General features: G+C 63.0%; 25 protein-coding genes, 1 pseudogene and 1 riboswitch. Of the genes and pseudogenes, 14 read left to right on the top strand and 12 right to left on the bottom strand.

Features of this window, described 5'->3' with window-relative positions:
* Nucleotides 1-38: 38 nt before the first annotated feature.
* From M5G11_RS12155 to M5G11_RS12175, 5 genes are all read left to right on the top strand, one after another.
* Nucleotides 39-614 carry an NAD(P)H-dependent oxidoreductase gene (locus M5G11_RS12155; RefSeq protein WP_273911622.1) on the top strand — a complete coding sequence of 192 codons (576 nt, stop codon included), beginning with the start codon at nt 39-41 and terminating at the stop codon, nt 612-614.
* 153 nt (nt 615-767) lie between these two features.
* Nucleotides 768-1,130, top strand: a complete 363-nt coding sequence (locus M5G11_RS12160; protein ID WP_273911621.1) for a MerR family transcriptional regulator — start codon at nt 768-770, stop codon at nt 1,128-1,130.
* Nucleotides 1,131-1,144: 14 nt separating this feature from the next.
* Nucleotides 1,145-2,107: a 2-hydroxyacid dehydrogenase gene (locus M5G11_RS12165; protein ID WP_273911620.1), complete on the top strand. Its 963-nt coding sequence runs from the start codon at nt 1,145-1,147 to the stop codon at nt 2,105-2,107.
* Between the two features lie 51 nt (nt 2,108-2,158).
* Nucleotides 2,159-3,157 carry a class I SAM-dependent methyltransferase gene (locus M5G11_RS12170; RefSeq protein ID WP_273911619.1) on the top strand — a complete coding sequence of 333 codons (999 nt, stop codon included), beginning with the start codon at nt 2,159-2,161 and terminating at the stop codon, nt 3,155-3,157.
* 38 nt (nt 3,158-3,195) lie between these two features.
* A riboswitch (yybP-ykoY riboswitch) is annotated at nt 3,196-3,317 on the top strand.
* 87 nt (nt 3,318-3,404) lie between these two features.
* Nucleotides 3,405-3,992: a TMEM165/GDT1 family protein gene (locus M5G11_RS12175; RefSeq protein WP_273911618.1), complete on the top strand. Its 588-nt coding sequence runs from the start codon at nt 3,405-3,407 to the stop codon at nt 3,990-3,992.
* Nucleotides 3,993-4,069: 77 nt separating this feature from the next.
* Here the strand turns inward: M5G11_RS12175 and M5G11_RS12180 are convergent, their stop codons facing one another.
* Nucleotides 4,070-4,888, bottom strand: coding sequence for a M48 family metallopeptidase (locus M5G11_RS12180; protein WP_273911617.1), 819 nt, complete (start codon nt 4,886-4,888; stop codon nt 4,070-4,072).
* A 1,241-nt stretch (nt 4,889-6,129) separates the two neighbouring features.
* Here M5G11_RS12180 and M5G11_RS27580 point away from each other — a divergent pair.
* A pseudogene (locus M5G11_RS27580) lies at nt 6,130-6,333 on the top strand (HAMP domain-containing protein); the annotation flags it as partial.
* 111 nt (nt 6,334-6,444) lie between these two features.
* On the top strand, nt 6,445-7,188 hold the full coding sequence (locus M5G11_RS27585; RefSeq protein WP_420793888.1) for a methyl-accepting chemotaxis protein: 744 nt from the start codon (nt 6,445-6,447) through the stop codon (nt 7,186-7,188).
* Between the two features lie 140 nt (nt 7,189-7,328).
* Here M5G11_RS27585 and M5G11_RS12190 read toward each other — a convergent pair whose 3' ends face one another.
* Genes M5G11_RS12190 through M5G11_RS12200 form a run of 3 tightly spaced genes read right to left on the bottom strand, consistent with a single transcriptional unit; the run spans nt 7,329 to nt 8,402 of the window.
* A complete protein-coding gene (locus M5G11_RS12190) occupies nt 7,329-7,949 on the bottom strand; it encodes an SOS response-associated peptidase (RefSeq protein ID WP_273911615.1) in 621 nt (206 codons plus the stop codon).
* A 10-nt stretch (nt 7,950-7,959) separates the two neighbouring features.
* Nucleotides 7,960-8,220: a putative signal transducing protein gene (locus M5G11_RS12195; RefSeq protein WP_273911614.1), complete on the bottom strand. Its 261-nt coding sequence runs from the start codon at nt 8,218-8,220 to the stop codon at nt 7,960-7,962.
* The gene (locus M5G11_RS12200) at nt 8,220-8,402 is read right to left on the bottom strand and encodes a CPXCG motif-containing cysteine-rich protein (RefSeq protein WP_273911613.1); all 183 of its coding nucleotides are present in this window, start codon (nt 8,400-8,402) and stop codon (nt 8,220-8,222) included. The genes M5G11_RS12195 and M5G11_RS12200 overlap by 1 nt, the downstream gene beginning before the upstream one ends.
* Before the next feature lie 120 nt (nt 8,403-8,522).
* On the opposite strand from M5G11_RS12200, the gene M5G11_RS12205 reads away from it, so the two are divergent.
* Nucleotides 8,523-9,689, top strand: coding sequence for a 1-acyl-sn-glycerol-3-phosphate acyltransferase (locus M5G11_RS12205; protein WP_273911612.1), 1,167 nt, complete (start codon nt 8,523-8,525; stop codon nt 9,687-9,689).
* A 99-nt stretch (nt 9,690-9,788) separates the two neighbouring features.
* Here M5G11_RS12205 and M5G11_RS12210 read toward each other — a convergent pair whose 3' ends face one another.
* Nucleotides 9,789-10,049 (bottom strand): hypothetical protein, encoded by a 261-nt coding sequence (locus M5G11_RS12210; protein WP_273911611.1) that lies wholly within the window; start codon nt 10,047-10,049, stop codon nt 9,789-9,791.
* Nucleotides 10,050-10,214: 165 nt separating this feature from the next.
* Between M5G11_RS12210 and M5G11_RS12215 the strand changes: the two genes are divergently transcribed.
* A complete protein-coding gene (locus tag M5G11_RS12215) occupies nt 10,215-10,421 on the top strand; it encodes a hypothetical protein (RefSeq protein ID WP_273911610.1) in 207 nt (68 codons plus the stop codon).
* A 71-nt stretch (nt 10,422-10,492) separates the two neighbouring features.
* On the opposite strand, the gene M5G11_RS12220 is transcribed toward M5G11_RS12215, so the two are convergent.
* Nucleotides 10,493-11,077 (bottom strand): YajG family lipoprotein, encoded by a 585-nt coding sequence (locus tag M5G11_RS12220; RefSeq protein WP_273911609.1) that lies wholly within the window; start codon nt 11,075-11,077, stop codon nt 10,493-10,495.
* A gap of 151 nt (nt 11,078-11,228) precedes the next feature.
* Between M5G11_RS12220 and M5G11_RS12225 the strand changes: the two genes are divergently transcribed.
* Both M5G11_RS12225 and mqo read left to right on the top strand, forming a co-directional pair.
* Nucleotides 11,229-11,462, top strand: coding sequence for a hypothetical protein (locus M5G11_RS12225; RefSeq protein WP_273911608.1), 234 nt, complete (start codon nt 11,229-11,231; stop codon nt 11,460-11,462).
* A gap of 608 nt (nt 11,463-12,070) precedes the next feature.
* On the top strand, nt 12,071-13,576 hold the full coding sequence (mqo, locus tag M5G11_RS12230; protein WP_273911607.1) for a malate dehydrogenase (quinone): 1,506 nt from the start codon (nt 12,071-12,073) through the stop codon (nt 13,574-13,576).
* Nucleotides 13,577-13,632: 56 nt separating this feature from the next.
* Here the strand turns inward: mqo and M5G11_RS12235 are convergent, their stop codons facing one another.
* From M5G11_RS12235 to M5G11_RS12250, 4 genes are all read right to left on the bottom strand, one after another.
* On the bottom strand, nt 13,633-13,920 hold the full coding sequence (locus tag M5G11_RS12235; protein ID WP_273911606.1) for a PA4642 family protein: 288 nt from the start codon (nt 13,918-13,920) through the stop codon (nt 13,633-13,635).
* A 71-nt stretch (nt 13,921-13,991) separates the two neighbouring features.
* Complete coding sequence (locus M5G11_RS12240) at nt 13,992-14,462, bottom strand: hypothetical protein (protein WP_273911605.1); 471 nt, start codon at nt 14,460-14,462, stop codon at nt 13,992-13,994.
* A gap of 154 nt (nt 14,463-14,616) precedes the next feature.
* Nucleotides 14,617-15,090 (bottom strand): WbuC family cupin fold metalloprotein, encoded by a 474-nt coding sequence (locus tag M5G11_RS12245; protein WP_273911604.1) that lies wholly within the window; start codon nt 15,088-15,090, stop codon nt 14,617-14,619.
* A gap of 3 nt (nt 15,091-15,093) precedes the next feature.
* The gene (locus tag M5G11_RS12250; RefSeq protein ID WP_273911603.1) at nt 15,094-15,651 is read right to left on the bottom strand and encodes a hypoxanthine-guanine phosphoribosyltransferase; all 558 of its coding nucleotides are present in this window, start codon (nt 15,649-15,651) and stop codon (nt 15,094-15,096) included.
* A 162-nt stretch (nt 15,652-15,813) separates the two neighbouring features.
* On the opposite strand from M5G11_RS12250, the gene upp reads away from it, so the two are divergent.
* Nucleotides 15,814-16,452 carry a uracil phosphoribosyltransferase gene (upp, locus tag M5G11_RS12255; protein ID WP_273911602.1) on the top strand — a complete coding sequence of 213 codons (639 nt, stop codon included), beginning with the start codon at nt 15,814-15,816 and terminating at the stop codon, nt 16,450-16,452.
* 2 nt (nt 16,453-16,454) lie between these two features.
* Nucleotides 16,455-17,729, top strand: a complete 1,275-nt coding sequence (locus tag M5G11_RS12260; RefSeq protein ID WP_273911601.1) for a uracil-xanthine permease family protein — start codon at nt 16,455-16,457, stop codon at nt 17,727-17,729.
* A 99-nt stretch (nt 17,730-17,828) separates the two neighbouring features.
* On the opposite strand, the gene hemH is transcribed toward M5G11_RS12260, so the two are convergent.
* Nucleotides 17,829-18,845 (bottom strand): ferrochelatase, encoded by a 1,017-nt coding sequence (hemH, locus tag M5G11_RS12265; RefSeq protein WP_273911600.1) that lies wholly within the window; start codon nt 18,843-18,845, stop codon nt 17,829-17,831.
* A 12-nt stretch (nt 18,846-18,857) separates the two neighbouring features.
* Nucleotides 18,858-19,760, bottom strand: coding sequence for a TIGR01777 family oxidoreductase (locus M5G11_RS12270; protein ID WP_273911599.1), 903 nt, complete (start codon nt 19,758-19,760; stop codon nt 18,858-18,860).
* Nucleotides 19,761-19,945: 185 nt separating this feature from the next.
* Between M5G11_RS12270 and M5G11_RS12275 the strand changes: the two genes are divergently transcribed.
* Nucleotides 19,946-20,932: an NAD(P)/FAD-dependent oxidoreductase gene (locus tag M5G11_RS12275; protein WP_273911598.1), complete on the top strand. Its 987-nt coding sequence runs from the start codon at nt 19,946-19,948 to the stop codon at nt 20,930-20,932.
* Nucleotides 20,933-20,967: the final 35 nt, after the last annotated feature.

Below are 20,967 nucleotides of genomic sequence, written 5' to 3' on the forward strand. Positions count from 1 at the left end.
ACTTTAGCCTGCGCGCTTTCCTCGACGGAGCGGTATTCATGGCTAAACGCATTCTGGTCATTCTGGGTCACCCGGGGGACCACAGTTTCTGTGCTTCACTGGCCCACCACTACCGGGAGGCCGCGCAACAGGCCGGGCATGAAGTGCGCTTGCTGGCACTGGGGGAACTGCAATTCGACCCGGTATTGCGCCAGGGCTATCAACGCGAACAGGTACTGGAATCGGACTTGCTGGCTGCGCAGGCGATGATCACCTGGGCCGAGCACCTGACCTGGGTGTTTCCGATCTGGTGGGGTGGCGTGCCGGCGTTGCTCAAGGGCTTTCTCGACCGGGTGCTGTTGCCCGGGTTTGCCTTTCGCTATCGGGCCAACTCGGCGTTCCCGGAGAAGCTGCTGGCCGGGCGCACCGCTGATTTGCTGGTCACCATGGACACGCCGCCCTGGTATTACCGCTGGGTGTACGCCATGCCCGGGCTGCACCAGATGCGCCGGACCACGCTGGCGTTCTGTGGCATCGTGGCGAAAAAGACGTTAACGTTCGGGCCGATTTTGGGCTCAAGCGACGCAGCGCGCGAAACATGGTTGGCGCGGGCGCGGGATCTTGCCCGGCATTGACCGCCGTAGCCGCTGCCGTAAGGCTGCGCTCGCCTGCATCGCAGGCGCCGCCTTTGCGGCCTGCGTTGGCAGCCCTGCGGACTTCAGCGCAGCCTGACGGCAGCGGCTACAAAGCTCGAAGCATCTGCGCCCGACGCTCGAAAAGGACCTTCAATGTACATCGGCAAAGCCGCGCAACTCTCCGGCGCGACCATCAAGAGCATCCGCCACTACGAAACCATCGGCCTGCTCCCTCCTGCCAAGCGCGAAGGCAAATACCGCGTCTACGACCACGATACGGTCAACCTGCTCGCCCTGATCAAATGCGCCCAGACACTGGGCTTTACCCTCAAGGAGATGCAGGCTCTAATGCTTGCCGGGCCTGAAACAGGCACGCTGAACGAGAAAATCCGCGCCGCCCTGGCCAACAAGTCGGGCCAACTGCGCGAACGTATCGCCAACCTCGAGCAGCAACTGGCCGACCTGCACGCGTTCGACCTCAGCCTGCTGTCCCGACCCGACGTCTGCCACCTCTGAACCCAGGAGTCCCCATGCCCTTTCGCCGTGCCGTTTTCCTCGACCACAGCTCGTTGGACCTGGGCGACCTCGACCTGGGCGGCCTGCACGCCTGCTTCGATGACCTGCAAGTGCATCCGGTGAGCAGCCCCGAGCACGTCGCCGAACGCCTGCAAGGCGCCAGCGTGGCCATCAGCAACAAGGTCCACCTGGATGCCGCCACCCTCGCCGCCTGCCCGGACCTGAAGCTGATCCTGGTCGCCGCCACCGGCACCAACAACGTCGACCTGCAGGCCGCCCGCGCCCAGGGCATCGTGGTCAGCAACTGCCAGGGTTATGGCACGCCGTCGGTGGCCCAGCACACCCTGGCCCTGCTGCTGGCCCTGGCCACCCGCCTGCCGGACTACCAGCAGGCAGTCGCCGATGGCAAATGGGCCCAGGCCAAGCAGTTCTGCCTGCTGGATTTCCCCATCGTCGAGCTGGAAGGCAAGACCCTCGGCCTGCTCGGCCACGGCGAGCTGGGCGGCGCGGTGGCCAGGCTGGCCGAAGCCTTCGGCATGCGCGTACTGCTTGGGCAACTGCCTGGCCGCCCCGCCCGCGAAGACCGCCTGAGCCTTGACGAGCTGCTGCCGCAGGTCGATGCGCTGACCCTGCACTGCCCGCTCAATGACGCCACCCGGCACATGATCGGCGCCCGCGAACTGGCGCTGCTCAAGCCTGGTGCCTTTGTAATCAACACCGCGCGCGGTGGCCTGATCGACGAGCAAGCCCTGGCCGACACCCTGCGTGCCGGGCACCTGGGCGGCGCTGCCACCGATGTGCTGAGCGTCGAGCCGCCGGTCAATGGCAACCCGCTGCTGGCCAGCGACATTCCGCGCCTGATCGTCACCCCGCACAGTGCCTGGGGCGCACGCGAAGCGCGCCAGCGCATCGTCAGCCAGCTCAGCGAAAACGCCCAGGCGTTTTTTGCCGGCAGCCCGCGGCGGGTGGTCAGCTAAGCCGGTCGCGCATCTGGTAGACTTCGCCACTTTTTTCAGGAGCCGCCGTCCATGGACCCGCGCAGTGAAGTGTTGCTTCGTCAGGCCGACTTGTTCCAGGGCTCGCTGCTGCTGGCCGGGCTGCCCGCCGACGACCTGCTCGGCACCTTGAAGGCCGCCCGTGGCTGGTGCTGGCATGCCGGCGACCAGGCCGCGCTGAACGCTCGTTTCAGCGAGCGCAGCCACTTTGGCGTCGAAGCCCCCGAGCAGCCGTTCGAGGCTGCCGTGCTGTTCCTGCCCAAGTCCCGCGACCTGGCCAATTACCTGCTCAACGCCCTGGCCTCGCGCCTGGCTGGGCGTGAGCTGTACCTGGTGGGTGAAAAGCGCGGCGGCATCGAAGGCGCGGCCAAGCAACTGCATGCCTTCGGCAAACCGCGCAAACTCGACAGCGCCCGCCATTGCCAGCTGTGGCAGGTCACTGTGGAGCACCCGCCCGTCGCTCAACCCCTGGAAAGCCTGGCCGAACGCTTCGAGCTGCCGCTGGCCAGCGGGCCGCTGCAGATCGTCAGCCTGCCGGGAGTATTCAGCCACGGCCGCCTCGATCGCGGCACCGACCTGCTGCTCGAACACCTCGACAACCTGCCCGTTGGCCGCGTGCTGGACTTCGGCTGTGGCGCCGGGGTACTCGGCGCGGCACTCAAGCGCAGTTATCCACAGAGCCAGGTCACCCTGCTCGATGTCGATGCCTTCGCGGTCGCTGCCAGTCGTCTGACCCTGGCAGCCAATGGTCTGCAAGCCGAGGTGATCTGCGGTGACGGCATCGATGCCGCGCCACGGGACCTGGATGTGATCTTGAGCAACCCGCCGTTCCATACCGGGGTGCACACCAATTACCAGGCGTCGGAGAACCTGCTGAAAAAATCAGCCGAACACCTGCGAAAAGGTGGCGAAATGCGCTTGGTCGCCAACAGCTTCCTGCGCTATCAGCCGCTGATCGAGGGCGCGCTGGGCAATTGCCAGGTTCGCGCCGAAGGCAACGGTTTCCGGATTTACCAGGCAACCCGTGGCTGAAAAAGTCGCTTGCCGAAACGGATTTGCCTAGGCAGAATCCGCTCCGTCCTAGGGGAGTAGTCTCCCGCGAGCACCCAGCTCGCCCGGTACGCGTCAACATACTTGGTCCTCAGACCATGGCGCGTACGACCCACGGTCCGCATAGACGGATCCAGGGTTTGACAAGACCTATGACACGAACACCTTACCCGGGGCGGGAAGGCTGTACGTGTCATAGCCGTGTCGACCCGCCCCCGTAGGAATCCTGATGCTGGAATCGTTACTCGTCCCCACCGCTATCGTTGCGCTCGCTGAAATCGGCGACAAGACGCAACTGCTCGCGCTCATTCTCGCTGCACGCTTTCGCAAGCCCTGGCCGATCATCGCCGGGATCGTCGCCGCGACCCTGGCCAACCATGCCGCAGCCGGTGCCGTAGGCGCCTGGGTCGGGGGCTTCTTCTCCCAGGCCACCTTGCACTGGATCCTCGCCGCGAGCTTCACCGCCACGGCATTGTGGACCCTGGTGCCAGACAAGATGGACGACGACGAAGGCAGTACGGCGCGCAAGTTCGGGCCGTTCCTAACCACGCTGATCGCGTTCTTCATTGCGGAAATCGGTGACAAGACCCAGGTGGCCACGGTGATGCTGGCCGCCCAATATCCGCACCTGATCATGGTGATCATCGGCACCACCCTGGGCATGCTGATTGCCAACGTGCCGGTGGTACTGGCGGGTAACTTTGCCGCAGACAAACTGCCACTGACGCTGATTCGTCGCCTGGCGGCAACTGCGTTCGTGGTACTGGCATTGGTGGCGGTGTATTCGGCAATGCAAGTCAGCGGCTGGGTTGGCTGATCTCGGCGCTGAATTCATCGCGGGACGAGCCCGCTCCCACAGGGACTGCAAGTCCCTGTGGGAGATGAAGCAAACGCTTACTTGCTGGCTTGCTCGTACAGCGGCATCACCTTCGGAATCGCCGCCTGCAACGAAGCAATCCGGCTGGTCGACGCCGGGTGGGTACTCATGAACTCAGGCTGCCCGGCACCACCGGACGCTTCGCTCATCTTGTTCCACAGGGTGATCGCCGCATTCGGGTTGTAGCCGGCACGCGCCGCCAGTTCCAGGCCGATCAGGTCAGCCTCGTTCTCGTTGTCGCGGCTGTTGGGCAGGGTCATGCTGTACTGCACCACGGTGTCAGCCAGGGCCATGGTGTCCTGGCCCAGGCCCAGCAAGGCGCCCGCGCCCTGACGGGCCATCTGCACGCCATACGCCTTGGACATTGCCTCACGACCATGCTCACGCAGGGCGTGGGCAATTTCATGGCCCATCACCGCCGCGAGTTCGTCGTTGCTCAGCTTCAGCTTATCGATCAGCCCGGTATAGACGATGATCTTGCCGCCTGGGCCGCAGTTGGCGTTGAGCTCGTCGCTCTTGATCAGGTTGACCTCCCACTGCCATTGCGCCGAGTCCGGACGGAACTGCGGGGCCTGGGCAATCAAACGGTCGGCAATCACCTGCACGCGCTTGGCGGTGGCGCTGGTCTTGTCCAGAACGCCCTTGCTCGAGGCTTCGCCGAGGGTCTGCTGGTAGGACTGCGCATACATCTGGTTGACCTCACTGGTCGACAGCATGCTGAACATATATTGCTTGCGCTCGACACCGACCGCACCACCGCTGGTGGTGTTGACTGCCTGGCAACCGCCGAGCAGTACGCTGGCGCTCAACGCGCCCATTACAAAAAGCCTACGCATGAAAACACTCCCTTCGATCATGCCGCGTATCCTAGGCTGGCGCGATTAAAGGCGCCACCGCCGTTCGCGAAGTTTTCGCATCGGCGCGCTCATGCTTTCCAAGCTCAACGCCGATAACGCAAAGCAGGCGACTTTCTTTGCGCTCGGAGCCCCACCCCATGAAGTTCAAGTCGATCCAGTTTTCCGTGGCCGCCCTGGCCGGTGCCATCGTGTTGAGCATTGTTGCAGCGCTGGTGCTGTACGCCGTGTTTTCCGGCGCACGCACTCAGGAGCTGGTGCAAACGCGCACCCAGCAACAGTACGAAACCGTCCTCGAACAGCGCCTGAGCGCGTTGGCGCAAACCCAGGTCAGCCAGATCCAGCGTGGCCTTGAAGCGCCACTGCTGATCGCCCGCGGCCTGGCCACCAGCAACGCACTGCTGGGCATGCGCGATGCCAGTGGCAACCCGCAACTGAAGATCGAACGCGAACAACTGATCACCCTGATCAAGCAGACCGTCGCCAGCAACCCGCTGATCCTCGGCACCTATATAGGCTGGGAGCCCAACGCCCTGGACCACGACGACGCCCGTTATATCGGCACCGGCGTCGTCGGCATCGACAAGGCCAGTGGCCGCTTCCTGCCCTGGTGGTTTCGCAACGAGGACGGCAGCCTGGGCCTGGACGAGCTGGACGACGTCAACGACCAGACCGTCCTCGCCACGGGCGTGCGCGCCAGCGAGTACTACCTGTGCTCCAAAGAATCGAGAAAGGCCTGCGTGATCGACCCGGCGCCCTACAAGGTTGGCGACAAGGTGGTGATGCTCGCCTCCTTTATCGAGCCGATCCTGATCGATGGCCAGTTCCAGGGCATCGCCGGCGCCGACCTGTCGGTGAACTTCATCCAGGAACTGCTCAAGACCGCCGACAGCCAGCTGTACAACGGTGCCGGCGAGCTAGCCCTGGTTTCCAGCAATGGTCGCCTGGTGGCCTACACCAAGGATGCGAGCAAGTTCGGCGAGAAAGCCAGCGATGTGCTCGACCCGAACGAAGTGGCCGGCCTGGGCAAGCTGCAAGGTGAAAACCTGCGCTACGAGATGGACCGCGCCAGCGGCAAGATCGAGCTGTACCTGCCGTTCAAGATCGGCAACACCGATGCCCGTTGGACCCTGCTGCTGCAACTGCCGATCAGCGCGGTGATGGCTGATGCCGAGCAACTGCAACAGGAACTGAGCGAGCAACGGCGTACCGACCTTGCCGGCATGACCGTGGTTGGCCTGGCCATCGCCGCCATCGGCCTGCTGGTGATCTGGTTGCTGGCCCACGGCATCGCCCGGCCGCTGCGCCAGATGGTGGCGATGCTCGATGACATCGCCCAGGGCGAAGGCGACCTCACCCGTCGCCTGAGCAGCGAGCGTGCCGATGAACTGGGCTCGATAGCCAAGGGCTTCAACACCTTCCTCGGCAAGCTGCAGGCAATGATCAGCCAGGTGGTGGCCTCGGTGCAGAAGGTCAGTGATTCCTCGGAGCACACCGCCGACATCGCGATTCGTACCAACCTGGGCGTGCACAAGCAAATGGCCGAGATCGATCTGGTCGCCACCGCCGTGCATGAAATGACTGCCACCGCGCAGGACGTGGCGCGCAACGCCACCCACGCGGCGCAGGCGGCAAGCAATGCCGACCAGGCGGCCAACCAGGGCCTGGCGATTGTGCGCAGCACGTCGCATTCGATCAGTGCGCTGGCCGATGAAATTGGCCGGGCGGTGGGCGTGGTCCAGGCGCTGGCCCGTGACAGCGAGAACATCAACGCGATCCTCGTGGCCATCCGTGCGATTGCCGAGCAGACCAACCTGCTGGCCCTGAACGCGGCCATCGAGGCGGCGCGGGCGGGTGAGCAAGGCCGGGGCTTTGCGGTGGTGGCCGATGAGGTGCGCAACCTGGCGCAGAAAACCCAGCAGGCGACTGAAGAGATCCAGCAGATGATCCAGCAGTTGCAGCAAGGCACGCGTGACGTGGTGCGGGTAATGGAAGACAGCCAGGGCAAGACCGATATCAGCGTGCAGCAGGCGGCCAAGGCGGCCGAAGCGCTGGAGAGCATCACCCAGGCGGTGTCGGTGATCAACGACATGAACACCCAGATCGCCAGCGCCGCCGAAGAGCAGAGCGCGGTGGCGGAAGACATCAACCGCAACGTGATCAATATTGGCCAGGTGGCCAATGAAGTGGCCGGCGGGGCGGACGAGTCGAGCGCGGCCAGTGCCGAACTGACCAAGCTGGCGGAGCAACAGCGGCGCTTGATCAACCAGTTCCGCGTGTAAGGTCAACTGTAGCCGCTGCCGTAAGGCTGCGCTCGACTGCAACGCAGGCGCCGCCCTTGGGAGCCCTTGGGAGCCCTGCGGACTCCAGCGCAGCCTGACGGCAGCGGCTACAGGGTCGATGCAAGGCCGGCCCCACAGGGTCAGGCCGGGGTCAGGCACTCGGGGGCATTGAGTTTCGGGTCGTTGACCAGGTTGGCCAGCACCCGCTCCCGCAGCGCGGCTTGCGGGCTGGCCAGCAGCTCCTGCAACTGCGCCAGCGGCGTGTCCGGATTCAACCAGGCCGCCTGCCCCTCTGCATCCAGAATCAACGGCCGCCGCTGGCTCACCGCCGCCTGGGTCACCACGGCGGTGCTCAGCCAAACCTGCTCCTGCACCGGGTAGGCATCCCAGATCCCGGCAAAGAACAACGAAGAGCCCTCCCCCGGGGTCAGCCAATACGGACGCTTGCGCACCGTGCCGCGCCATTCGTAAAACCCATTGGCCGGGAGCAGGCAGCGGCGCAAGCGAAACGCCTCGCGAAACATCGGCTGCTCCGCCAGGGTCTCGGCACGCGCCTGCGCGGGGGTTTTCGACAGGTCGGTGAGCCAGGCCGGGGTCAGCCCCCAGCGCGCACGCGCCAGCTCAAGTTGCCCGTCCAACTGACGCTGGATCAGCACCGAAGCGCCTGGCGAAATGTTCCACTGGGCCTGCTGGTCGGCGGGAAACCCCGGCAGCGCAGCAAAACTCGAAGACCAGCGGAACAGGGCGTAACGTCCACACATGAGGCAAAACCTAGCAGATCAGAATTCCCGGAAGATTCTCCGGCTCGTCGCCAGGAAGCGGCTGGGCGCTATTGTACGCGGCGATCAGCTCCCGTGCGTAATCAGCCTGTTCATCGGCCACCGCCAAGCCCAGCAGGCCCTGCATCGGCAGCTCGCCAACACCGCCCATAAGGTCGCGCCCGGCCAGGTGCACGTCAATACCTTCGCTGGCGAGCATGCCGATCAGCACTTCGGCTTCCAGCAGGTTTTCCGGTTCGTAGATTCGCTGCATCAGTCATTCTCACCGTAGACATCGAGCATCCATTCGCCGTCGTGCACCTGCAACTCGAATCGAATCGGTTTGCAGCACACCTGACAGTCCTCGATATAGCTCTGATCACCTGCCGACAGGTCCACCGTCGTCTCCACTTCCTCACCGCAATAGGGACAATCGTAGATCGCAGCTTCGAGCATCGCGGCCTCCTCAGTGACTTGTGCGTATAATTGCCGGTCTATTTACAGGCCCTGTCTGTGTCCGAGCCGTTTTTCGGGCCGCAGCCCTACTATTACCCTAGCCGTTTCCAACAAGAGAGCATGATGGGCGAATTCGATGCCATCCGACCGTACGACGATGCTGAGGTCCCTGCCGTTCTGGCACGCCTGCTCAGCGACCCGGCATTCCTCGATATCCTCACCCACTTCCGCTTCCCGCGCATGGCCGGGGCCTTCGGCTGGCTGCTCAAGCCGCTGATCGCCCGTCGCCTGCGCAAGGAGTTCGCCGGTGTCAGCTGCGTCTCGACGCTGCAGGACAAGGTCGAGTACTACGTCGACCACACCATCGAGCGGGCCACCGACGGCGTCACCTATACCGGTGTCGAGCAGTTCAAGTCCGGCAGTGCCTATCTGTTCCTGGCCAACCATCGCGACATCGTCATGGACCCGGCCTTCGTCAACTACGCCGTGTACCACGCCGGCCTGCCGACCCCGCGCATCGCGATCGGCGACAACCTGCTGCAAAAGCCGTTCGTCAGCGACATGATGCGCCTGAACAAGAGCTTCATCGTGCACCGCTCGATCAGCGGCCGGCGCGAGAAGCTGGCGGCCTACCAACTGCTGTCGGCGTACATCAGCCATTCGATCCGTACCGATTGCACCTCGATCTGGATCGCCCAGGCTGAAGGCCGCGCCAAGGACGGTGACGACCGTACTGATTCGGCGATCCTGAAAATGTTCCACATGAGCCGCAAGGACGAGCCGTTCGGCGCAGTGATCCAGTCGCTGAACCTGAGCCCGGTGTCGATCAGCTACGAGTACGACCCGTGCGACCAGGCCAAGGCCCGCGAGCTGTACATCCGCGCTACCAGCGGCAGCTACACCAAGGCGCCGGGCGAGGATGACCTGAGCATCGCCCAGGGCATTACCGGCTACAAAGGTCGGGTGCACATCAACTTCGCAGCGCCGATCACGGCGCACTTCGAAGACACCAAGCAATTGGCGGCGGAAGTGGATCGGCAGATTCTCGGCGGCTACCGCTTGTTCCCGGCGCACTACCTGGCGTACGCGCAGTGGGACCAGGCCGATGCGCAGTTGCAGGTGCCGAAGGCGGCCGAGTTGTTCCCGGCGGAAGAACTGGCCAAGGCACAGGCCGAATGGCAGCGTCGCCTCGACGCGTGCCCGGCCGAACACCGGCCGTACCTGGTGTTGCAGTATGCGATGCCGGTGCGTAACCAGTATCGGGTGAAGGCGGGGCTAGCACTCTAAGACCGCGTCGACTTCATCGCCGGCAAGGCCGGCTCCCACAGTGAATTGCAGCAGCATCACAATCCTGTGGGAGCCGGCCTTGCCGGCGATCGACCCAGCTCAGATCCAGGTACTGAACCAGGACAGCAGCAGCGCCATCGCCAGCATGGCAAAACCCAGCACGTAGTAGAACTGGCTGACTCGCCCGACCCAACCACCCACCATGGTTTCTTCGCTGCGCCCGGCGCTCAGCGCCACTGCGGCCCGACGCCGGGCACTGTGCAACAACATCCCGCCAGGGCAGGTGAACAGCAAGGCCAGCAGATTGATCAGCTTGGCCGGATGGGAGGCGAACAGCCCCCAAAGCACTTGCAACGACATTTCGAAACCTCGAAAAACACTACTGAATCAACAGAACGCGCGCATTCTACCCAAGCCGCTCGCCCCTGCCCGCCCTTTGCGACCAACGACGATTAATTCCCTGCGTCACACGTTCGTCATCCAGACACGCCACTCTACCGGCCTCTAAACCTACCGGAGCTTGTCATGCTGCACGCCGAAAACCAGGATCGCCTCTACCTGATCGCCCAGAGCGACGAGCAGCAGGCGCTGATCGACGGCCTCGCCTTCAACGTCCAGGACCGCCAGTGGCTGGTGTACTGCGCGCTGGGTGGCCATGCGCATGACGACTTGCCGGAAGTCGACAGCCACACCGGCATCAGCATGCTCGAACTGTACGTCGAAGCCGCCTGACGCCGCCTGCGGCACAAAAAAGCCCGATGCCTGCAACCAGGCATCGGGCTTTTTGCTGCGCAGTCGCGGGGTTACTCGCCCAGCACCTGACCGACGGTCGGGTCCTTGAACAGACGGGTCAGCGCATCGCTGAGCACGTCGCTGACCAGCTTGGTGTTGGTTTCCTGGTTCGGCGCCATGCCGAAGCGCTGGTCCAGGGAGGCGCCATAGCGGCCGCTGTAGCGACGGTTGGCGTTGGACACATCAGCCTTGAAGGTAGCGCCGATCGTGGCCTCAGTGACGTACAGGCCCTCTTTGGGGGACTGATACTTCAGCTCCGCCAGGGTCACGGTCAGTTGCGGCGCGTTGTAGGCGTTCGGCGTCGGGGTGAAGCCCAGCAGACGCACTGCAGCTTCGGCCTGAGCCTGCAGCTTGGGCAGCACGTCGTTGCCCGTCACGGTGATCGCGCTGGTCTCCGGGTACAAGCCGCCACGGGTGCCCAGGGTTTGCGTTGGACGACCGTCCACCACCTTGACCACTACCGGCTGGCCGCGACCCACAGGGGCAAGTTGAGCGTTAAGCTTCGGTTGCGGGCTGAGTTGTTGCGGGCTGTGGGCGCAACCCACCAGGGTCAGACTGGTCACCGTGATCAAACCGAACAACAAACGTTGCAACATGCTCATCTCTCCAGGAATAGCAGCAAAGGCCGGCAGTATATATCGGCTGGCCACCAGCGCTATAGACCGGCCGCCACACAGGCGGTTCGCTGTCACAATCGCTTCATTCTCCGGCGCTAGGCTAGCCTCAATTCCCCACAGGCAGGCCATCATGACCTCACTCTGGAAGCTTCTGTTCAAACGCCCCGCCGAGCGCCACTTCGCCCGCCTTGATAGCCACGGCCTGTGCCAGGCCTTCAAGCGCTGCCAGCAGCAGCCGGCCGGCAGCGGCTGGGTCGAAATCAGCGAAATTCGCCTGCACTGGTTGAACCGCCCGCTGCCCGCCAGTGCCCGGGTTTGCCCGCCTGTACGCCAGCACAAGGTGCAACCGGCACTGGCCGCCTGACGGACAAACAAGAAAAACAATTAATAAAGGTCGTTTCTGCTGGCGACCTCGCTATAATCTCCCCCCGATTATAAGGACGTCTCCTGATCGGGCCTCGCAGCACCGCCAATGCCATGCATCGGCTATCCCCGCATTGCCCACAGAGAGCCTTCCACACAGGTCTTGCCAAGCCGGTGTGCCCGCTTTTTTCGGCCCCCCTACGCTGCGCCAGAACCTGCCGGGCCTGCCCTGCACGGCCTTTTTTGAGGTTCACGACTCCAAAAGAGCGTGAAAAAAACGGGTTTTCACAACTTCACAAGAGTGTGGCGAGCAATGAACAGTCTGGCATGTGCAACAGCACCAATAGTGTCCCGATCAGCCCCGAACAGCTGGCAACAGTGCTCATCATCGATGGGTGCCTAAGGCCAGTCCATAACGCACGACGGATACCTTGACCATAAGTCGAATTGCCGCACCGGCCATAAAATGCGTTCATATGACCACGCAAAGCCCGGTTGGCGGTGTCCGCTGAAGTTGGAAAAACTGCGAAGTATCGGACATGGCGATCCTGGCTAGCCCAGGGATCCTATGCTGTCAATTTGGTGCTGAAGATTTTGGAGACGCGTTACATGGCGCAGAACGAAACAGTCGATGTGGTACTGGTAGGGGCAGGCATCATGAGTGCCACCCTGGCGGTCCTGCTCAAGGAACTCGACCCGGCCCTCAAGCTGGAAGTCGTCGAGTTGATGGACTCGGGTGCCGCGGAAAGTTCCAACCCGTGGAACAACGCCGGGACCGGCCATGCCGGGCTGTGTGAACTGAACTACACGCCCCAGGCCGCCGACGGCAGCATCGACATCAAGAAAGCGGTGCATATCAATGCTCAATTCGAGGTCTCCCGGCAGTTCTGGGCGTACCTGAGCAAGAAAGGCGCCTTCCCTTCGCCACGGGCCTTTATCAATCCCGTGCCGCACCTGAGCTATGTCGAGGGTGACAAGGGTGTTTCCTTCCTCAAGAAACGCTTCGAGATGCTCAAGCAGCATCACGCGTTCTCGGAAATGGAATACACCGAAGACAAGAGCGTGATGAGCCAGTGGATGCCGCTGATGATGCCAGGTCGCCCAGCCGACCAGGCCATCGCTGCCACCCGCGTGATGAAAGGCACTGACGTCAACTTCGGCGCCCTGACCAACAAGCTGCTCAAGCACCTGGGCAATGCCCCGGACGCCCAGGTCAAGTACTGCAAGAAGGTCACCAACCTGCGCCGTAACGGCAGCGGCTGGACCGTCAGCATCAAGGACGTCAACAGCGGCAGCAGCCGCGAAGTCGACGCCCGCTTCGTCTTCCTCGGCGCCGGTGGCGCGGCCCTGCCGCTGCTGCAACTGTCGGGCATCGAAGAGAGCAAGGGCTTCGGCGGCTTCCCGGTCAGCGGCCAGTGGCTGCGTTGCGACAACCCGGAAGTGGTCAAGCACCACCAGGCCAAGGTCTACAGCCAGGCGGCAGTCGGTTCGCCACCGATGTCGGTGCCGCACCTGGACACCCGCGTCGTCGACGGCAAGACTTCGCTGTTGTTCGGCCCGTACGCCGGCTTCACCACCAAGTTCCTCAAGCACGGCTCGTTCCTCGACCTGCCGCTGTCGGTACGCATGGGCAACATCGGCCCGATGCTGGCGGTAGCCCGCGACAACATGGACCTGACCAAGTACCTGGTCAGCGAAGTGATGCAGTCGATGGAGCAACGCCTGGATTCGCTGCGCCGCTTCTACCCAGAAGCCAAGGCAGAAGACTGGCGCCTGGAAGTGGCTGGGCAACGGGTGCAGATCATCAAGAAAGACCCGAAAAAAGGCGGCATCCTGCAGTTCGGTACCGAACTGGTTGCAGCCAAGGACGGCAGCCTCGCCGCCCTGCTGGGTGCATCGCCTGGCGCTTCGGTGACCGTCTCGATCATGCTCGACCTGATCGAGCGCTGCTTCCCGGAGCAGGCCAAAGGTGCCTGGGCAGCCAAGCTCAAGGAAATCTTCCCCGCTCGGGAAAAGGTCCTGGAAGCCGATGCCGCGCTGTATCACAAGATCAGCGCCTACAACGACGAGGCCCTGGGCCTGGTCGAAAACAGCCCGGCGCAGAACTACGCCTGATCCGGCTGGTACAAAAAAACGCCCCTCGGGGCGTTTTTTTATGCGCGGGCTAAACCTCAGCCACGGGCTTTGTCGATGATCTCGATGTAGTCCGGGGCGTTGCGCTGGTCCTGGATGACCTGGCTGAAGGTCTGGCCGTGCTCGTCCTTGCCGTCGACGTCGTAGCCGGCCTCGACGAAGAAGCCGACGAAGCGCTCGAAGTCGTCGATGCGCAGGCCGCGGTAGGCCTTGATCAGTTTGTGCTGCGCTGGCGAGGTGGCGTCAGCCGGCTCGAACTGAAGGAACGACTTGATGTAGTCGTCGCTGATTTCATCGCCAATCACCTGCTTCTTGTCTTTACGCATTACCGACTCCAACTGAACCATCACGGACATTTTTCACGGGCCGGCAGTGTACCCCCCGGCGGCGCTGCCACTCAACGCGTGCGCACGGTTCCGGTGTGCACATCAGCCCAGATGTGGCCGTTGGCGTAGCTGAGGAACTGCACGTAGAGGGTTTCAGTGCGTAGCAGGTCAAGGATGATCCGGTACTGGGCGACTGGGTAATTCAGGGTCAGGGTGCGGGTCTTGTCGTCGAACGCGGGCTTTTTCAGGCTCTTGCCGGCCTCGCCGTCGAAGTTGATCAACACCTGGCTGATGGTCGCGCCCTTGCTCAGCGGTTTGCCTTTGAGGCGCACGATCAGCGGCGCGGTGATCGGGATCGGTTGCTGGCTGGATTGGCGCTGGTTGCCGACCACCACCGAATAGTCGGTGACTTGCAGCAGTTGCTGCGCTTCGGGGGTTTCCTGGCGCAGGGTCAGGTCATCGGGCGGGAGGAACTGGCTGTGCAGCGGGGCCGCAGTGACAGGCAGGCTCAGGAGGAACAGAAGGGGAAGAAGTGCGCGCATGACAGGCTCCTTGGGGCAGCCCGGCACTCTAGCATGAGATGTGCAGTGATATTGATGGCCTCATCGCCGGCAAGGCCGGCTCCCACAGGTTACCAAGGTGCAGCACACACCCCTGTGGGAGCCGGCCTTGCCGGCGATGAGGCTGACGCGGTGTTCAGTCGAACTGCGCGCGCATCCAGGCCTGATACTCAGCCACGCCCGGCTCGCCTTCACGCGGCGCCCAGGTGGCCAGCTCGCCATCGCCAACCGGCCGATATGGCCCGGACTTGCACTCGAACATGATGCTGTCTGCCTCAAGCACGACCAGGCTATGGAAAGTCCCCGGCACCAGATCCACCCCAAGGCAATCACCACCAGCGGTCATCACCCGCTTGTCGAGCACCTGGCCCTGATCATCGAAGATCAGCACACCCAGGCTGCCCTTGAGCACAATCAGGCACTCGGCCTTGTCGGCGGACATATGCCGATGAGGCTGGACATAGGTTGCCGGCTGCAAGCCAACCGCCATGCGGTGGCACGGCTCTGCCATCTCGTGGAAATTGTGGTTCTGGCGACCACGCGGGTTGGCGTGGGCTTGTTGCGCCAACGAGGTAAACAACGATTGATCGAGAAAACCAGGTTGGCGCATGTGTCAGAGTCCCTTGACGGCGAAAATGCCATTGGCGTTACGCCAGTAGCCTTTGTAATCCATGCCATAACCGAAGATGTACCGATCAATGCACGGCAGGCCAACGTAGTTGGCTTTCAGGTCCGGGCGGGCCTTGCGGTCATGGTCCTTGTCGATCAGCACGGCAGTATGCACGGCACGCGCGCCGGCATGTTTGCAGAAGTCGATGATCGCACCGAGGGTATGACCTTCATCAAGGATGTCGTCGATAATCAGCACGTCACGGTCGATGAACGACACTTCCGGCTTGGCTTTCCAGAACAGATCACCACCGCTGGTCTGATTGCGATAGCGGGTGGCGTGCAGGTAGGACGCTTCCAGCGGGAACTGCAAATGGGTCAGCAGTTTGCCAGCGAAGATCAGGCCGCCGTTCATCACGCAGAACACCACCGGATTGCTCTCGGCCAGTTCTGCGCTGATCTGGGCCCCGACGCGCGCAATGGCCGCTTCGACTTCAGCTTCGGTGTAAAGGCAGTCAGCCTCGCGCATGACTTGACGGATGTGCTCGAGATCAGCGGACATGACGCTCTCCAGGGGCTGCATTTAAGAAAAGCGGGCAAAGGTACGCATCCACGCTCCCCAGATCAAGCATTTCTGGACTAACGTCCAGTATGCCTATAGGACACGCGGCGCTGAATAGATTAATCTAGCGCGGTTTTTTGCCCGCCCCGGAGCCTTCCCCCTATGCCTACCCGTGAGATCCGCCATCCGCTGATCCGCCACAAGCTCGGCCTTATGCGCCGCGCTGATATCAGCACCAAGAATTTTCGCGAACTCGCCCAGGAAGTCGGCACGCTCCTGACCTACGAAGCGACCAAAGACCTGCCCCTCGAAAGCTATGAAATCGATGGCTGGTGCGGCAAGGTCCAGGTCGAGAAAATCGCCGGCAAGAAAATTACTGTAGTACCAATCCTGCGCGCCGGTATCGGCATGCTCGACGGCGTGCTCAGCCTGATCCCGGGCGCCAAGGTCAGCGCCGTCGGCGTTGCGCGCAACGAGGAAACCCTCGAGGCGCACACCTACCTGGAAAAGCTCGCACCGGAAATCAACGAACGCCTGGCCCTGATCATCGATCCGATGCTGGCCACCGGCGCATCGATGGTTGCCACCATCGACCTGCTGAAGAAAGCCGGCTGCAAGGACATCCGTGCGATGGTCCTGGTCGCCGCGCCCGAAGGCATCGCCGTGGTCGAGAAAGCACACCCGGACGTGCAGATCTTCACGGCCTCGATCGATGAGCGCCTGAACGAGCACGGTTACATCATCCCTGGCCTGGGCGATGCGGGCGACAAGATCTTCGGCACCAAGCAGAAGGACGCTTGAGCATGCAGGACGAGTTCAACGACCCGCTCTGGCGCCAGGTCCTTTCCGGTGCGCAGATGCTCTTCGTAGCATTTGGCGCACTGGTATTGATGCCGCTGATTACCGGCCTTGACCCGAACGTAGCGCTGTTCACCGCGGGCCTGGGGACTCTGCTGTTCCAGATCGTGACGGGCCGCCAGGTACCGGTGTTCCTGGCGTCGAGCTTTGCCTTCATCACCCCGATCATCCTCGCCAAGGGCCAGTTCGGCCTGGCCGAGACCATGGGCGGGGTCATGGCTGCCGGCTTCGTCTACACCTTCCTCGGCCTGGCCGTGAAGATCAAAGGCACCGGTTTCATCGACCGCCTGCTGCCACCGGTAGTGATTGGCCCGGTGATCATCTCGATCGGCCTGGCCATGGCCCCGATTGCCGCGAACATGGCAATGGGCAAGTCCGGTGACGGCGCCGAGCTGCTGCCATACAGCACCGCGATGATGATCTCGATGCCGGCGCTGCTCACCACCTTGATCGTCGCCGTGTTCGGCAAGGGCATCTTCCGCCTGGTGCCGATCATTTCCGGTGTGCTGGTCGGTTTCGCCCTGTCGTTCTACTTCGGCGTAGTCGACACCGCGAAAATCGCCGCCGCGCCATGGCTGGCCATCCCGCACTTCACCGCGCCAGCGTTCAACTGGCAAGCGATCCTGTTCATCGTACCGGTGGCCCTGGCCCCGGCGATCGAGCACATCGGCGGGGTGATTGCCGTGGGTAGCGTGACCGGCAAGGACTACCTGAAAAAGCCTGGCCTGCACCGCACCCTGCTGGGTGACGGCATTGCCACCACCACTGCCGGCCTGTTCGGCGGCCCGCCCAACACCACCTACGCCGAAGTGACTGGCGCGGTGATGCTGACCAAGAACTACAACCCGAAGATCATGACCTGGGCGGCGGTGTTCGCCATCACCCTGGCGTTCATCGGCAAGTTCGGCGCGCTGTTGCAGAGCATCCCGGTGCCGGTGATGGGCGGGATCCTGTGCCTGTTGTTCGGTTCGATTGCGGCCGTGGGCATGAACACCATGATCCGCCACAAGATCGACCTGGGCGAAGCACGCAACCTGGTGATCGTCTCGGTGACCCTGGTGTTCGGGATTGGCGGTGTGCTGGTCGGTAGCGGTACCGGGCCAGACGATTGGGGCCTCAAAGGCATCGCGCTGTGCGCGGTGGTGGCGATTGCCCTGAACCTGCTGCTGCCGGGCAACGACGGCTGGAAGAACAAGACACTGGACGACCAGTTGCCTTGATCTGAAAAGCATCGCCGGCAAAGCCGGCTCCCACAAGGGTCAGTGTTGCGACTCGATACCCTGTGGGAGCCGGCCTTGCCGGCGATGGGCTAACTCAGCTCAATCAGCCTTCTCACACAACGTCTTCAACGCCTGCACCCACTGCGGGTGATCGTTCAGGCAAGGCACCAGAACCAACTCCTCCCCGCCCGCCTCGACAAACTGCTCGCGTCCGCGATCGCCGATCTCTTCCAGCGTCTCGATGCAGTCGGCAACAAACGCCGGGCACATCACCAGCAGCTTCTTCACCCCCGACTTGCCCAGCTCATCGAGCCGCGCCTCGGTATAGGGTTCGATCCACTTCGCCTTGCCCAAACGTGACTGGAACGACACCGACCACTTGCCGTCCGGGATGCCCATCTGGCGGGCGAACAATTGCGCCGAACGCAGGCACTGCCCGCGATAACACACCGCCAACATTTCCGGCGACGAGTCCTTGCAGCAATCGGCGGCCTGGAAGTCGTGATTGCCGGTCGGGTCGAGCTTCTTCAGGTGCCGCTCGGGCAAGCCATGGAAGCTCAACAGCAGGTGGTCGTAGTCCTGCTGCAGATACGGCCGGGCGCTTTCAACCAGGGCGTCGATGTACTCCGGCTGATCAAAGAACGGACGCAACACTGCCATCTCCAGCGCCAGCTTGTGCTCGGCCACCACCTGCCTGGCCTGCTCGACCACCGTGGTCACCGTGCTGTCGGCGAACTGTGGATAAAGCGGCGCCAGCGTCACCTTGCGTACACCCTGGCTGGCCAGGCGCTGCAAGACGCTGGGCAAGGAGGGCTCGCCATAACGCATGGCCATCTCCACCGGCCCGTGCGGCCAGTGCTCGCGCATCGCAGCTTGCAGGCGGCGGGTCAGCACCACCAGCGGCGAACCCTCCTCCCACCAGATCGAGGCGTAGGCATGCGCCGACTGTTCCGGGCGCTTGATCAGGATCAGCGAGACCAACAGCCGCCGAACCGGCCACGGCAGGTCGATCACGTACGGGTCCATGAGGAACTGGTTGAGGTAGCGACGCACATCGGCGACAGACGTGGAGGCCGGCGAACCGAGGTTGACCAGCAACAGAGCATGATCGGTCATGCAACATCCTTTTCAGAGGCGTCGGGACAGTTCGTCCAGCGCCGATTGCACATCGTTGAAACGGAACGTGAAGCCTGCCGCCAGCGCCCGCACCGGGCGGGCCCGCTGGCCGCCGAGCAACAGTGTCGACAGCTCGCCAAGGCCAGCCTTGAGCAGCAGCGCCGGCACCGGCAGCAAGGCCGGGCGATGCAGGGTGCGGCCCAGGCGCTTGGCGAACTCGCGGTTGCGCACCGGCTCCGGAGCGCAGGCATTATAAGGACCGCTGGCGTCATCGTGCTGCAAGAGAAAATCAATCAAGGCGATTTCGTCATGAATATGAATCCACGGCATCCATTGCCGCCCCTCGCCAAGCGGCCCGCCCAGCCCAAGTTTGAACGGCAGGCGCAGGCGCGACAAAAAGCCGCCCTCGCTGGCCAGGACCAACCCGGTACGCACCAGCACCACGCGCATCCCCAGCGCTTCGGCACGCGAGGCGGTTTCTTCCCAGGCGATGCACAGTTGGCTGGCGAAATCCTCCTTCACCGGCCTTGAGGCTTCGGTCAGTTCACGCTCGCCGCCATCACCGTACCAACCCACGGCTGACCCGGAGATCAACACCGCAGGGCGCTGCGAGCGACGCTCAAGCCAGGCCAGCAGTTGCTCGGTGAGGGCGATGCGGCTGCCCCAGAGCACCGCCCGTCGCGAAGTTGTCCACGGGCGATCGGCAATCGGCGCGCCTGCCAGGTTGATGACGGCATCCACCGGCTCGTTGTCGAGTTCTTCCAGCGCGGCAACGCCACGCACACCGGCACCACACAATCGACCCACCTGCTCCGGGCGACGACTCCAGACACTCAGTTGATGCCCACGGTCAAGCCAGTGTCGACAGAGTTGCTGTCCGATCAAGCCAGTACCGCCTGTCAGCAATATATGCATGGCTGTGTCCTCACTTGGCGCTGCCTGGTCTATTTTTAATTACAAGGCACTTTTTTGACCGATTGCTCTCGGATAAACATAGGCGAACCTGTCTCAACGAGCGGAATCACCTTATACAAGATTCGAGCATTGTACAGGTTTGCCCTGCAGCGTAGGCTGTTTCCTAAAGGTTCGAAGAGGCCATCATGACAGTACCTATTGCCATCATCGGTGCCGGTATCGCCGGTCTGTCCGCCGCCCAGGCACTACAGAAGGAAGGGTTGACCGTCCACCTGTTCGACAAGGGCCACGGCAGCGGCGGACGCATGGCGAGCAAACGCAGCGAGGCCGGCGCGCTGGATCTTGGCGCGCAGTATTTCACTGCCCGCGACCGGCGCTTCGTCGAGCAGGTGCAGCTCTGGCAAAGCCTGGGCTGGGTCCAGGAATGGAAGCCGCAGCTCTACAACTACCGCGACGGGCAACTCACCCCCTCCCCCGATGAACAGACCCGCTGGGTAGGCGCACCGCGCATGAGCGCGATTACCCGCGGCCTGCTCAAGGACCTCACGGTGAACTTCAGTTGCCGTATCGCCGAAGTCTACCGGGGCCAGAAGTACTGGCACCTGCAAGACACCGATGGCTGCAGCCACGGCCCGTTCAGCCAGGTAATCATTGCCGTGCCGGCCCCCCAGGCTACGCAGTTGCTGGCGGCGGCGCCCAAGCTTGCGGCGGTGGCGGCTGGCGTGCAGATGGAACCCACCTGGGCGATTGCCCTGGGCTTTGAAACCCCGCTGGACACCCAGATGCAGGGCTGTTTCGTGCAAGACAGCGCACTCGACTGGCTGGCCCGCAACCGCAGCAAGCCGGGGCGTGACGAACACCTCGATACCTGGGTACTGCATGCCACCTCCGCGTGGAGCAAACAGCACATCGACCTGTCCAAGGAAGCCGTGATCGAGAAGCTGCTGGGCGACTTTGCCGAGCTGGTCGGTTGCGTGGTGCCCGCGCCGAGCTTCTCGCTCGCCCACCGCTGGCTGTACGCCCGCCCGGCGACCAACCACGAATGGGGCACCCTGGCCGACGCGGACCTGGGCTTGTATGCCTGCGGCGACTGGTGCCTGTCGGGACGGGTTGAAGGTGCCTGGCTCAGCGGCCAGGAAGCGGCACGACGGCTGCTTGAGCACCTGAATTGACCACAGCGCCTCGATAAAAGTTATACAGATAATTT

Origin of the sequence: Pseudomonas fontis, from assembly GCF_028656955.1 — a bacterium.
Lineage (GTDB): Bacteria > Pseudomonadota > Gammaproteobacteria > Pseudomonadales > Pseudomonadaceae > Aquipseudomonas > Aquipseudomonas fontis.

Bases quoted from the DNA above. Each gene is read 5' to 3' on its own strand.
- M5G11_RS12155 (WP_273911622.1), top strand. From the start codon at position 39: ATGGCTAAACGCATTCTGGTCATTCTGGGTCACCCGGGGGACCACAGT.
- M5G11_RS12160 (WP_273911621.1), top strand. From the start codon at position 768: ATGTACATCGGCAAAGCCGCGCAACTCTCCGGCGCGACCATCAAGAGC.
- M5G11_RS12165 (WP_273911620.1), top strand. From the start codon at position 1,145: ATGCCCTTTCGCCGTGCCGTTTTCCTCGACCACAGCTCGTTGGACCTG.
- M5G11_RS12170 (WP_273911619.1), top strand. From the start codon at position 2,159: ATGGACCCGCGCAGTGAAGTGTTGCTTCGTCAGGCCGACTTGTTCCAG.
- M5G11_RS12175 (WP_273911618.1), top strand. From the start codon at position 3,405: ATGCTGGAATCGTTACTCGTCCCCACCGCTATCGTTGCGCTCGCTGAA.
- M5G11_RS12180 (WP_273911617.1), bottom strand. From the start codon at position 4,888: ATGCGTAGGCTTTTTGTAATGGGCGCGTTGAGCGCCAGCGTACTGCTC.
- M5G11_RS27585 (WP_420793888.1), top strand. From the start codon at position 6,445: ATGGCCGAGATCGATCTGGTCGCCACCGCCGTGCATGAAATGACTGCC.
- M5G11_RS12190 (WP_273911615.1), bottom strand. From the start codon at position 7,949: ATGTGTGGACGTTACGCCCTGTTCCGCTGGTCTTCGAGTTTTGCTGCG.
- M5G11_RS12195 (WP_273911614.1), bottom strand. From the start codon at position 8,220: ATGCAGCGAATCTACGAACCGGAAAACCTGCTGGAAGCCGAAGTGCTG.
- M5G11_RS12200 (WP_273911613.1), bottom strand. From the start codon at position 8,402: ATGCTCGAAGCTGCGATCTACGATTGTCCCTATTGCGGTGAGGAAGTG.
- M5G11_RS12205 (WP_273911612.1), top strand. From the start codon at position 8,523: ATGATGGGCGAATTCGATGCCATCCGACCGTACGACGATGCTGAGGTC.
- M5G11_RS12210 (WP_273911611.1), bottom strand. From the start codon at position 10,049: ATGTCGTTGCAAGTGCTTTGGGGGCTGTTCGCCTCCCATCCGGCCAAG.
- M5G11_RS12215 (WP_273911610.1), top strand. From the start codon at position 10,215: ATGCTGCACGCCGAAAACCAGGATCGCCTCTACCTGATCGCCCAGAGC.
- M5G11_RS12220 (WP_273911609.1), bottom strand. From the start codon at position 11,077: ATGTTGCAACGTTTGTTGTTCGGTTTGATCACGGTGACCAGTCTGACC.
- M5G11_RS12225 (WP_273911608.1), top strand. From the start codon at position 11,229: ATGACCTCACTCTGGAAGCTTCTGTTCAAACGCCCCGCCGAGCGCCAC.
- mqo (WP_273911607.1), top strand. From the start codon at position 12,071: ATGGCGCAGAACGAAACAGTCGATGTGGTACTGGTAGGGGCAGGCATC.
- M5G11_RS12235 (WP_273911606.1), bottom strand. From the start codon at position 13,920: ATGCGTAAAGACAAGAAGCAGGTGATTGGCGATGAAATCAGCGACGAC.
- M5G11_RS12240 (WP_273911605.1), bottom strand. From the start codon at position 14,462: ATGCGCGCACTTCTTCCCCTTCTGTTCCTCCTGAGCCTGCCTGTCACT.
- M5G11_RS12245 (WP_273911604.1), bottom strand. From the start codon at position 15,090: ATGCGCCAACCTGGTTTTCTCGATCAATCGTTGTTTACCTCGTTGGCG.
- M5G11_RS12250 (WP_273911603.1), bottom strand. From the start codon at position 15,651: ATGTCCGCTGATCTCGAGCACATCCGTCAAGTCATGCGCGAGGCTGAC.
- upp (WP_273911602.1), top strand. From the start codon at position 15,814: ATGCCTACCCGTGAGATCCGCCATCCGCTGATCCGCCACAAGCTCGGC.
- M5G11_RS12260 (WP_273911601.1), top strand. From the start codon at position 16,455: ATGCAGGACGAGTTCAACGACCCGCTCTGGCGCCAGGTCCTTTCCGGT.
- hemH (WP_273911600.1), bottom strand. From the start codon at position 18,845: ATGACCGATCATGCTCTGTTGCTGGTCAACCTCGGTTCGCCGGCCTCC.
- M5G11_RS12270 (WP_273911599.1), bottom strand. From the start codon at position 19,760: ATGCATATATTGCTGACAGGCGGTACTGGCTTGATCGGACAGCAACTC.
- M5G11_RS12275 (WP_273911598.1), top strand. From the start codon at position 19,946: ATGACAGTACCTATTGCCATCATCGGTGCCGGTATCGCCGGTCTGTCC.